This window comes from Solirhodobacter olei, assembly GCF_004010155.1.
In the GTDB taxonomy this organism is placed as follows: domain Bacteria; phylum Pseudomonadota; class Alphaproteobacteria; order Rhodobacterales; family Rhodobacteraceae; genus Solirhodobacter; species Solirhodobacter olei.
Genome location: NZ_RRYH01000061.1, coordinates 1 through 11,083 on the forward strand (window position 1 = coordinate 1; position 11,083 = coordinate 11,083).

13 protein-coding genes are annotated in these 11,083 nt (G+C 64.0%); 7 read left to right on the top strand and 6 right to left on the bottom strand.

The genetic code is table 11. The annotated features are described in order from the left end of the window. A partial coding sequence (locus EIP85_RS23115; RefSeq protein ID WP_206615630.1) for a hypothetical protein occupies positions 1 to 211 on the top strand: 211 nt, incomplete at its 5' end. Between the two features lie 244 nt (positions 212 to 455). After that, entirely contained in the window at positions 456 to 1,505 is a 1,050-nt protein-coding gene (locus EIP85_RS22155; RefSeq protein WP_206615631.1) for a LysR substrate-binding domain-containing protein, read from the top strand. Positions 1,506 to 1,586: 81 nt separating this feature from the next. Here the strand turns inward: EIP85_RS22155 and EIP85_RS22160 are convergent, their stop codons facing one another. The 4 genes from EIP85_RS22160 to EIP85_RS22175 form a co-directional block, all read right to left on the bottom strand. Beyond that, positions 1,587 to 1,814: a hypothetical protein gene (locus EIP85_RS22160; protein ID WP_127904385.1), complete on the bottom strand. Its 228-nt coding sequence runs from the start codon at positions 1,812 to 1,814 to the stop codon at positions 1,587 to 1,589. Positions 1,815 to 1,840: 26 nt separating this feature from the next. Beyond that, the gene (locus EIP85_RS22165; RefSeq protein ID WP_127904386.1) at positions 1,841 to 2,053 is read right to left on the bottom strand and encodes a hypothetical protein; all 213 of its coding nucleotides are present in this window, start codon (positions 2,051 to 2,053) and stop codon (positions 1,841 to 1,843) included. Between the two features lie 161 nt (positions 2,054 to 2,214). After that, entirely contained in the window at positions 2,215 to 2,520 is a 306-nt protein-coding gene (locus tag EIP85_RS22170; protein WP_127904387.1) for a hypothetical protein, read from the bottom strand. 249 nt (positions 2,521 to 2,769) lie between these two features. Next, positions 2,770 to 4,032, bottom strand: coding sequence for a replication initiation protein (locus EIP85_RS22175; protein ID WP_127904388.1), 1,263 nt, complete (start codon positions 4,030 to 4,032; stop codon positions 2,770 to 2,772). A gap of 622 nt (positions 4,033 to 4,654) precedes the next feature. On the opposite strand from EIP85_RS22175, the gene EIP85_RS22180 reads away from it, so the two are divergent. Next, a complete protein-coding gene (locus tag EIP85_RS22180; protein WP_127904389.1) occupies positions 4,655 to 6,034 on the top strand; it encodes an AAA family ATPase in 1,380 nt (459 codons plus the stop codon). A 1-nt stretch (position 6,035) separates the two neighbouring features. Beyond that, positions 6,036 to 7,100, top strand: coding sequence for a ParB/RepB/Spo0J family partition protein (locus EIP85_RS22185; protein WP_164871866.1), 1,065 nt, complete (start codon positions 6,036 to 6,038; stop codon positions 7,098 to 7,100). Positions 7,101 to 7,161: 61 nt separating this feature from the next. On the opposite strand, the gene EIP85_RS22190 is transcribed toward EIP85_RS22185, so the two are convergent. Then, the gene (locus EIP85_RS22190; RefSeq protein ID WP_127904391.1) at positions 7,162 to 8,205 is read right to left on the bottom strand and encodes a tyrosine-type recombinase/integrase; all 1,044 of its coding nucleotides are present in this window, start codon (positions 8,203 to 8,205) and stop codon (positions 7,162 to 7,164) included. Between the two features lie 101 nt (positions 8,206 to 8,306). On the opposite strand from EIP85_RS22190, the gene EIP85_RS22195 reads away from it, so the two are divergent. The 3 genes from EIP85_RS22195 (at position 8,307) to EIP85_RS22205 (ending at position 10,203) form a co-directional block, all read left to right on the top strand. After that, a complete protein-coding gene (locus EIP85_RS22195; protein WP_127904392.1) occupies positions 8,307 to 8,546 on the top strand; it encodes an AbrB/MazE/SpoVT family DNA-binding domain-containing protein in 240 nt (79 codons plus the stop codon). After that, positions 8,543 to 8,950, top strand: coding sequence for a PIN domain-containing protein (locus EIP85_RS22200; RefSeq protein WP_127904393.1), 408 nt, complete (start codon positions 8,543 to 8,545; stop codon positions 8,948 to 8,950). Before EIP85_RS22195 ends, EIP85_RS22200 begins: the two co-directional genes overlap by 4 nt. A 170-nt stretch (positions 8,951 to 9,120) precedes the next feature. After that, positions 9,121 to 10,203 carry a helix-turn-helix domain-containing protein gene (locus EIP85_RS22205; RefSeq protein WP_206615632.1) on the top strand — a complete coding sequence of 361 codons (1,083 nt, stop codon included), beginning with the start codon at positions 9,121 to 9,123 and terminating at the stop codon, positions 10,201 to 10,203. Positions 10,204 to 10,441: 238 nt separating this feature from the next. Here EIP85_RS22205 and EIP85_RS22210 read toward each other — a convergent pair. Beyond that, the coding region (locus EIP85_RS22210) for a TetR/AcrR family transcriptional regulator (protein ID WP_206615633.1) at positions 10,442 to 11,083 on the bottom strand (642 nt) is incomplete at its 5' end.

An 11,083-nucleotide genomic window follows, 5' to 3' on the forward strand; every position in this document is an offset into this window, starting at 1 on the left:
CACCTACGCCAACGTCGGACCACGAGCAAGTTGGCAATCCCATCAAGGCCCCGGCGGCCTTGCAGAGGCCGTCTCCATGACGCTCGCCTTGTGGATGCTGACCGTTCCTTTCTTGCTGATCCAAAGCGGCGCCGCTGCTCTGGCTGGCGGCGCAATCGTATCGCTTGCAATGTGGATCTCATCCAAAGCCGGATACCACCCTCTTCGCTGATGACGCCAGCGATGTCCAATGGCAGCTTCCGATCCCCGCACCTATCGGTCCGAACCTTTGGGAGGGGGCACCTTGCCGCCGCTGGTGCGCGGCGCGGCGCGGCGCGGCGAAGGCTGACGCATTTCATGCCATATCGGGTTCGAATAGCAGCGATTTGCACGGAAACTCGCACACCCTGAGCCATCGCTAGAAATCCAGATGGTCGCCCTGGTTTCTGCGTGCGGCCGTCAGCCAACTGGGCGGCATGAACGCACGTAAGAGAATGGTGTCTGACCAAATTGCGAATATCTTCTTCCACATACCGGGCCTCCTGTCCTTCAACAGAAGACGACTTGCCCGCGATGCTCAAACGAGCATACGGTTCGATACGGTTAACTACAGGTTATACGATATGCGGCGCGGACGCCTTCCGTTGACCGCCCTGCGCGCCTTCGAGGCAGCAGGGCGAGTCGAAAGTATCTCGTTGGCGGCGGAGGAACTCTGCGTCTCGCAAGCGGCTGTCAGCCGCCAGGTCCGGGACCTCGAAGCCCAAATGGGCGTCCCGCTTTTTGAGCGGGTCCACCGCGGCGTTCGCCTCACCCAGGCAGGGCGGTCGTTACTCAAGGCTCTAACTGATGCGTTCGACAATATCGAAGGCACCATCGCCGAAATTTGTCGGCCAATGTTTGAAACGATCGCAGTCAGCTGCGATCCGTCCTTCGCTACGTGTTGGCTGGCGCCAAGACTGTCGGCATTTCGTCAGATCTCACCAGATACAGATATCGTGCTGAACGCCGACCTCCGTCTGGCCGATTTCGGCAATGACGACACGGTTCTGGCAATCCGCTATTCGAAGGAGCGTACCAACTGGCCCAGAGTGGAAGCACGCAAGCTCTGCGACACTCACCTTTCGGCATTTCTTTCGCCCAGCTTGGCGTCCTCCACTGACATCAGAACGCCGGCGGATCTTCTGTCACTGCCGCGGCTACACGAAGACAGCCGCGACGACTGGAGCAACTGGTTCGCAGCCGCGGGTGTCGCACCGCCCTCGAAAGAGAGGGGAATGATGTTCAACGAAAGTGGCGTGATGCTTCAGGCGGCAATCGCCGGCCAGGGAATTGCGCTAACGGACGAGCTCTTCGCGGGCGCAGCCGTTCGACGCGGCGAACTCGTCTGTCCGTTCGACATTACCATCCCAGGTGGTGCCTACTGGCTTGTAAGTCGGAGCTTCGGCCGCTTGTCTCTCGGCGCGCGCGGCTTTGCCGACTGGCTGATGGATGCCACTTGTGGCTGGCGGCCGGCCTGTCACGTTTGAGCGAATCGATCCGGGCGCGGGCGCGTTCGATCTGGGGAATGGGCAGAGCGACGCGATCCTGACCGGGTTGCTGACTTGTAATCACCAGAAGGAAGAGCTTGGTACGCCCATCCGTGTGTTCGGGGTGACGCGGTCATTGCCGCTGACCGCGCCGGCGCCGTCGTGGCGGCTCAGCGCGAGAATCCCTGCCTCGATGGCGGCGGCGGAACCTTCAGACTGCACCAGCCCTTCGGTACGGGTCAGTTCGCCTGCGTTCGTCACCAAGAGGACGCAGCCCGCCAGCGCCTGGCGCGCTGGAGTGAACCCCACGGGCTGGACCTCTGGGCTCCATCGAACTACGCCGCCTGCTGGGCGAACAGGGTTTCGAATTCTTCGTCCATCGCCTCGCCATTCGCAAGCTCGGCCAGTTCGTCGTATTCCTTGGCCTCTTTCTCGCTCAGGTCTGCTTCCTCGCCGTAGATCCGTGCCAACCCGAGCTCGCTGGCGCAGTCCCACGGCAGACAGGTCTCGGCCCATTTCCAGCCCTCGGCGCAGGTCACGAATTCCACCGCCGCGTCCAACTTCTTGGCGAAGAGTCGATCCAGCAGGCCGGGGTCTTCGAGAAGACGGCCGCGCTGAACAGATTGCGGGTCAGCTTACCGCCTGCGGCCACGTAGGCCTCTATCCCGACGAAGCGAGCGTGCCGGTCGGTCGAGCGGATCGCCGGCGGCTAGAGCCGGGCGATGATCCAGCTTGCACCGTAGTCCCGCCCTCGCTCGGTGGCGAGAACTTCGAGGGCCAGCGCCCCGTCGGACGCCACGGCAATAGCTGCAACTCGGCCGAAAGAGATCTCGCCAGCGGCCAGCGCATCCAGTACCGGGGCGGGTAGGTTTGGCAACGCGAAGCCGCGGTAGACATGCGGCTCGGTTGCGGCGAAGGCGCGAGCTATGGCGGTCACGCTCGCTCCGGTCACCCTCATGCGGCCATAGGCGTGGATTTCCTGCACCGGCGTCAGCGCCATGAGGGAATTCTTCAAGAGCAGCGCAGGTTCAGGTCAGATTGTGCGCAAAATTCTGGCATTTTGCATATCACAAGTTTCTTTCCATGGAGCGTCTTAGCACAATACAGAGCACGCGCGCACGATGCCCAGCTCTTAGTTCTCCCTGATTGCGCTCTGCCCAGAGAAACCGAGGGATTTCCGGCTCGGTCGTTTGTTGCTTTTCCCGGCTGAGGCAGTGTGGTCACGCGTGGTCAACCTCACTGGGCCTGCGTGCCCCCTACCCTTCTACCCCGCCTCCACCGCGTCGAAGAGCCCGGGCTGCATTTCCTCCCAGAACGCAAAGATGGCCGAGGCGTTCAACGCACTCTTCCAGCCGAAACGCCGGAAATCTTCCCGCTCCAGCTCGCCCTCCAGCCGACTCATGAAGAGCCGCCTGTCGCTGTCCCGCTGGGTCGGGTTGCGCCGGCCGGCGGCGGCCTCCACCGCCTCGTAGCGGCGCCTGCGAGCGTCCCGCTCCGCCAGCCGCGCATCCTCCTCGGCGGCCTTTTTCGCCGCGGCCTCCGCACGGCGGGCTGCGGCTTCCCGGGCCTCCTCCGAAGGGGCCTCGGCCACAGGCGGCTCGAAGTTTCCTTCCAGCGCCGCGCGAAGGTAGCCGACGGGGCTGCGCACGTTCGCCTGACCGGAGACATAATCGAGCTTGCGGCCCACCTCCTCCTCGCCATGCTCCTGGATCCACTGGCGCGCGAGACGATCGCTCACGCCTTGCGCAATCAGCCGCCCGTAGGTGCCTGAGGCCCGCACAGCGGCCCCATCATCGATGTCGAACATGGCCAGTTGCTTGTTTTCCTTGATGCGAAACCGAATGTGGGAGACCGCCCTACCCGTTTTTCGGAGTTCTGGCGTGATCTCGATGTTCGAAGTTCGGTTCACCTCCTCGACCGCGGGCTTGATGACCTTGGCGTTGAGATGCTTGAAGGTCTCATAATAAGCGCTGTCGTCGACTCCCATGAGCCTGCGGAAGATCTCCACCTCCCACCAGCCTGTGCTGCCGGTGCGCACAAATCGGTAGCAATTTTCGTAAAGCGCGAGCCCGTGGCCCGAGGTGAATCGCCGCTGGATGTTCAGGTTGATCAGCGCGAAAACCTTCGGGTCATGCAGTTTCTCCGCGAGGGCCGGTGAATAGGCGTATTCGCAGACTCCAGCCTTCAGCTTCGCATAGGCTAGAAGGCTTGAGACGCCCCATTCCTGCCGACCCTTCTCGTCCAGCATGTCCCATTCGGCGACGGTCTCGGCAAGGCCGCGCAGCGCGTCGCGCAGGGTGTCGAGGTCGTTCGAGTTATATCCGATCATCAGGCAAAGCGTTCGGGCGTCGATCCTGTGCTTGGGCTGGCTGATCAGCGTGTCGTAGGCATTGAGGAGGAGGACGTTGGAGAGCTTACGCTGCAAGAGCGTCAGCTTACCCGAGACATGGATTGCCGCGACATTCTTCTTCACCGACTCGCGGCGTAGTGGCCCCGTCAGCCTCTCGCGCGGTATTGAGTCCTGCATCGCCATCTGCCCCGCTTCTGCCTCTGGCGCTCTTCGTCGCCTGCCTGTGAATATCTCACGAAAGGCACCCTCGGGCAAGCATCGGCTAGGGACCTGAGGTTGGTGATAGGACCGTACCGGAGACGGGTACCTTTAGGAGCGGGGAGGAGTCCCCTTGAGGGCAAAGTACGGGCGGGCGAGTCGCGTTACGGAATCGGGGGCCTCGGGTGAGTCGGAAATGTGCATTTTGGACCAAAAAACCGGTCAAAATGGCTCATTTTTGCCCCCCGGATTTGGGTGCCCGATGGGCTGGAGGCGGGTGCCGCTCTTCCTGCAAACGGGTACCATGAGCACCGTATCCGGGTACCTTTGGCACTGTATCAAGGTACCGAGTTGGCAGTATCACGTTGAAAGTAAATGAGTTTTTTAGGGCAAAGACTCTATATCTTCTCAAAGAAGATAAACGCTTTGGCTTGGGTATTGTTGCTTTGTTTCTTGGGTTTATTGATGAGGTTTCGCGGCGAAACCCTGCCGCCGGCTGTGAATTTGAGCGCTGGCCTTGGTGCTTCCCACGTCGCGTATGATGTGCGATAAATCCACCGATAGATGCCGTTAAGGCGCACATGGCTAGATGAGGCGATACATGAGCAAGCCACCGGCAGCCCCCCTGCCCCCCTATTTCAACATTGATCCCGCCCGCGCGGCAAGTCGTATCGGGCATCCGGTTGATACGACCCGATTCGCCAAGGCTGCGGCCTTCTGCGGCAAGGGCAGAGACGATCTCGCTCGTCGGGGTTATGCACCCGACGGCAAGAAGCGGCTCCGCAGATTCTCGATTTGGGAGATCACGAAATATCTGATCCCGGTTGCGCCTGCGCACCTGCGACGCGTTCTCAAGGCCAATGCGGACTTACCCCAGGGTGAGGGCGAGGCGGGGGCTAAATGGTTCACTCTGGAAGAGGTTCTGACGCTCCGTGACCATTTTGCGACCGAAGGCTCTTCGGCGAAGGAGTATCGTCCGTGGCGCCCCGAGGGTCTGCCGGCGAAGATCTGTGCGGTTGCCAACTTCAAGGGCGGGTCAGGCAAGACCACGACCTGTGCCCACCTTGCCATGGCAGCGGCTCTAGACGGCTATAAGGTCTTGGTCATCGATCTCGACAGCCAGGCCTCTATGACCTCGATCCTCGGGGGAGCGGTTGAAGACGAATGGAAGACGGTCTTCCCGTTGATTGCCAAAGACTACGCCAAGGCAGTGCAGGCGGAGAATGCCGTGCGGGCCGCGTCCGGCTCCCCTGCCCTACCGCTCGACGAGACCCTTACCGCTGCTCTGGAGGTTTCGCCGCGAAACCTTATCCAGTCTACGCACTGGCCGAACATCGATCTGATTGGCGCGCAGCTGAACCTTTACTGGGCGGAGTTCCAGATTCCAGTTTGGCGCATGGGGCTGCGGACGTGGCCACTTTGGGACGCGCTCGGGAACTTCCTGAATGACGAGGGAATCCTGGACGACTACGATATCGTCTTCCTCGATACTCCCCCTGCCCTGGGTTATCTAACGATCAACTCTCTTGCCGCGGCTGATATCCTTCTCGTTCCGCTCGGAGCCTCCTTCCTGGAGTTCGATTCGACGGGCCGGTTCTTCGATATGCTCTACGCCACATTTGCCTCAATCGAGGATGGCGAAAACGCGCAGCGTCGGCAGTTGGGCCTCGATGAAGTAAAGTTCGAATGGGATGTGGTACGTGCCATCATCACGCGGTTCGACGCCTCGCAGCAGACCGACCTCGCGAACGTCATTCAGGCCTATTTCGGCGACTTCATGAATGCCTATCGGCAGGAGTTCACCGCGCTCGTCGGGCAGGCCGGTGAGCAGGTGAACGGAATCTACGAGGCGGATTACCGCGATTTCCATCGTGACACCTATCTGCGAGGCCGCGAGGCCTTCGACAGAACCTATGCGGAATTTAAGGAACTGCTGCTCGGTGCCTGGTGGCGCGACGCAGAACTGGCGAAGGAGGCATAAAATGGCCAAGCGTCGGAGATTGGAAGCTCCCGATACGACCCAACTGGCGGATCTGGAGGCCGGTTTCGCCGCGAAACCTGTGGCCGATCGGATGGGCATATCCGCGCCCATCGCCCAGGTCGCGGGCGACATCGCGCGTGACTTCGTACCGCTCGCGCCAGAGGCCCGCGCGGCCATCGCCGGGGCATCCGCGGCCGCAGACAGTTGGCGAGCGGCTGAGGCGGAAGGGCGTGTGCTGCGTGATCTTCCGCTCGACGCGATCGAGACAGATCACCTAGTACGCGACCGGATGGCAATGTCGCCGGTGGAGCTTGATGAGCTGCGGGCTTCGATCCGTGCAAACGGTCTGCGGCTACCGGTCGAGGTGGTAATGTTGGAGGAGGGGCATTATGGCCTGATCTCTGGTCTCCGCCGCGTCACCGTCCTGCGCCAGCTTCACGCCGAGGATCCGGCCCGGTGGCAGAGTGTCCGCGCTCTGATCCGGCCGCCAGGTGAGGCCGGACAGACCTATGCAGCGATGGTCGAGGAAAACGAACAGCGCGCCCAGCTCACGCCCTACGAGCGCGGGCGGATCGCCGTCGTCGCTACCGCTCAAGGTGCCTTCGGTTCGATCGAGGCGGCGGTCGACTCCATCTTCGCGCCGGCCTCGAAGGCCAAGCGTTCTAAGATTCGTAGCTTCGCGCTGGTGCATGAGGAACTGGGGGACCTACTTTCCTTTCCGACCGATATTTCCGAACGAAATGGGCTCCGTCTCGCGAGCGTTTTGCGACAGGGCCAGTCGGCTGTGTTGCGCATGGCGTTGTCCTCTGCGGAGCCGGCGACTGCGGAACTGGAATGGGCCGCATTGGAGCCTGCCGTTCGGCAAGCCGAGGCCAGTGGGAGGCCCTCGGACCGCGGCGGCCGCCCAAAGGTACGTCCGGAGCCGGAGGGTGAGGAGCTTGCGGCAGGGCTCGTAGTCGAGACCGCGCGGCACGGTGACGGCTTTTCGCTGAGGTTGCGTGGGGCGGGGGCCTCTGACACGCTCCTAGAGACAATCCTGGGCGATCTCCGCAAGCGGCTCGGCTGAGGTTTCGCGGCGAAACCGTGCGAATTGGCCTCCTCTGGCCAATTTCACCGAGGGAGATCCCCTACCCCAACAGTGCCGTCGCCGGATTCTCCTCGATTTCCACATCGGCGTAGTACTTCTGCGCCTGGATGGCGGAGCGGTGGAGCGAAAGCTTCATGGCGGCGGCGAGCGGCGCTCCGTCGAGAGCCGCCTGAGTCAGGAAGCCTGAGCGAAGCCCGTGTGGGGTGGCATAATCCACCGGAAGGCCCGCCAGTTCGAGCCGGTAGCGCAGAATGGTCCGAATCCCGTCGGGAGAGAGCGGGCGGGGCAGGGGCCGGTCCGCCTTGGAGACCGGGCGGAAGAGCGGCCCTTTCTCGATCCGCGCTGCGTAGATCCAGCCCATGACGGCGCGAGCGGCCCGCCCCTTCAGCGGCAGTCTCGGTGCCTCGTCCTTCTTCGTCGTCTTTGTCTCGAGGAGCCGGATCCAGAGAAGTCCCTTGGTCTCGAACTCGTCCGTGCCGATGTCCTCGCGATAGAGCTTAGCGATCTCGCTGCGCCGGCGACCGCCCGAGGCAAAGCCGAGCATCAGGATGGCGCGGTCGCGCAGGCCCCGCAGGCTGTCATCGCAGGTGGCCAGCAGCGTCTCCAGGACGTCGCGGGTCAGTGGACGGGGGGATTTCGGGACGATCGGCCGGGCGGCGGCCCGCCGCGCCTTCACCCGGGCCTCCGCGACCAGCGAAGCAGCAAAGGGATTGGGCAGGTTCTTCATGCGATGAAAGGCCCGCCAAGAGGCGATGCGGCGATCGAGGGTCGAGGGCGCCGGGCAGGCGAGGGTGCGCCGCAGGCCGGCCGCGATCAGCTCCAGGGCCACCTCCTGTGCTGAACCCGGCTTCTCGGTGAGATCGATGGAATGATCGAGGACGAAGCGCAGCGCCACGCGCTCCTCCTCGGGCCAGGACAGAGCCTTGCCGAAGGCCGCGGCCTTCCAGGCGCCGACATAGGCCAGATCGCGCTCCCAGGCCCGGATCGTGTTTTCAGGTGTGCCTCGCCGGTAGAGATCCGTCAGCGCGGCCTCGTCCTCGGCGGTCAAGGTGGCGGAGGAGGGAAGCAGAAGGGCAGGGGGCATGGAGGGACCTCATGGGGAGGGCAGGCGTGGCCTTGCGGGAACAAGGCAAAAGGGCTATGTGTAATGCAGTTTTCACAAACGCATTCCGAGGAGATCGTTCGATGGCCGAGTCGACGGTGACCATCAAGGGCCAGACGACCCTGCCCAAGGCGATCCGGCAGGCGCTGGACCTCCAGCCCGGGGACCGGCTTCGGTATGTCATCCTGGACGACGGCGAGGTGCGGTTGATGCGCGAGCGGCCGGTCTCGGAGCTCTCCGGTCTGCTGAAGCGGCCGGGGCAGGGGCCCGTGACGCTCGAAGAGATGGACGAGGCCATCGCCCAGGGTGCCCGCGGCGCATGATCGGCCTCGATACCAATGTGTTGGTGCGCTTCCTGACCCAGGACGATCCGGGGCAAGGTCGTCTGGCCTCCGAGGCGCTTGGCCGGTTGACGGCGGCCGAGCCGGGCTGGATTGGACGCGAGGTGATGATCGAACTGGTCTGGGTCCTGGAGCGGGCCTATCACCTGTCGCGGCCCGAAATTGCGGAGGCCATCGACGGGCTGCTCGGCGCGCGGGAACTGGTGATCGAGGCCGCGGATCGCGTCGGCCGGGCGGCCGTACGCTATCGTCAGGGCGGGGCAGGGTTCGCCGATCAGATGATTGCCCTGACCGGCCAGGAGGCCGGCTGTCAGCGCACGCTGACCTTGGACCGGAAGGCCGCGGGGCTTCCTGGCATGACGCTTCTGGAGGGCGCCAGCAGCTGACATCATCGAGGATCTCGCGTGGGTTCTGCCGGGAGCCTGCCAGATTTGCGGGCCCATGTTGATACACGCGATAAGCCGGACTTATCAAGTGTAATGGCGGCGCCGCCGCACACTGCCTCTCATGCGCAAAACCAGATGAAAACGCGCGCTCCATATGCTAAACAGTTGTCATGACGCCCATCCAACGCCCTCTCTCTGGTCCGAATTCCCCCTCAGACCCCAATCCGGCGGCCGAGGAGGACCTCTGGTTCCTGCCGGGACCGGTGGAGCTCGAGCCGGACGAGATCGTGCGGGCGCCCTTGCCGCGGGCGGATCGGACGGTGCTCGCGGATCCGGCCGAGTGGGTCGCGGCGCAGGGCGCGCTGGCGGTGCCACTGGCGCGGGCGGCTACGCTCTTCGGCGCGCTCGACGAGCGGCTGCGCGGGGCAGGGGAGGGGGCCCGGCAGCGGCTCGCGCTCCTGGAGGTGGCGGAACTCTCCTGGCATGCCGGGGATCGGATCACCCCGGACCGATTGGCGCTTTGGGTCGCATTGCGGCTGGCGGGCGCACAAGACGATGCTCAGGCCCTGACCCGGGCGGGCTGGGCGGTGCGGCGGATGGCCGGCGGGCCGGGGCCGGGCGGCACGGTCGAGGATCTGAAGAGCTTCCTTGGGCGGCAGGAGACGGGCGACGCGGATCTGCCTGGCCGTCTGGAGGACTGGCGGGAGGCCGTTGCCATTGAGGACGCGCTGCATCCCTTCCTGCGGGCCGCCCGGGGTCTGGTGCTCTGGGATCTGGCGGAGGTGTCCCCGCGGGGGCCTGCAGCCACCGTCGAGGCCCTCGTAACTGCGGCGCGGCTCGCCGCGGAGGGCGCGCGCGGGCGCTCCGCGACCTCCTCGGGCGGGGCGGTCTTCCTGCCGCTGCTCCTCGCGGGCCCGCAGGCGTTGCGGCGTGACGGTGGGGTGGCGGCCTGGCTTGCGCGCTGGCTCGACGGGGCGGAACAGGCGACGCTCGCCGCGCTTCTTCACCTCGATCGGCTCGACGTCTGGCGGGCGCGGGCCGGCCGCCGTCTCGCGGGTCTCTCCGGGCGCACTCCGCCGCGTCTTGCCGATGCCTTGGCGGCTTGGCCCATTCTCTCCGCGCCGATGGCCGAGGCGATCACCGGGGCCAGTCGTGCCGCCGTCCAGCGCAACCTCGACATCATGGCCGAGGCGGGGCTCATTCGGGAACTCACCGGCCAGGGACGGTTCCGCATGTGGGCTGCCAAGATGTGAGGGGGGCTAGGATTGGAGCCGTGACGCGGAGTTCTGCCGCCGAGCTCGTCACGGGTCGGGCTGAGCGCGCGTAGTTTGAGGAGGCGGTTTCGCCAGGTGCGATGCCGCGGGTCTTACCAAAGAATAACGAAACGGTTTAGTTCCCTTCTCTCCCGACTTGACGTGCCTATCTGCCCGGTTATGAACGGCGGACACGTCGGGGCCGGTGCCGACGGTGGCGGGCAACGGTGCCATCCCCTCACCCGAATAGGAGTTGGGCCAGCTTCCCAAACACCCAATCGGCGAACCGCTTTTCGTCCCATTTCCGCTCCAAAACGAGCAACCGGTACATATCCGGGCTGACCAACGCCCACCAGATGTCGACTGCCTCGTCTCGGTTCAGACCCGGCACCAGCACGTCATCTCGATCCCACTTAGCGACGAGTTCGGCAAACCGCTCCAGTCGCCGCGCCTCACCACGCTCCCACATTTCCTGCAGGCCTTGGTCGACGCCTGACGCCGACCGGGCCGCCTCGATCAGATCAGCCCCACGGGCATAGTAGCGCATGTTAAATGCGATCCGCTCGCGAAGTTGCTGGGGAGGATTGCCTTCGGCAGCAGCGAGAGCGGCCTGAAGCGCCGTCAAGTCCGCCTCTGCGGCGAGGTGGTCGTGCAACTCCAGCAGTATACCGCGCTTGGACCCGAACACGGAGTAGACGGTCTGCACGGCTACCCCTGCTTCGTTGGCGATCTCTTCGATCTTCGCGCCCCCAAAGCCCTTCGACACGATCAGTCTGCGAGCGCTCGCCAGAATCCGTCGCCGTGTTTCCTCGGCGTTCTGCTGGCGCCGTTTAGACACATATGAACGCTTGTTGCCTTCACTCATTTGGATATAGTAGCC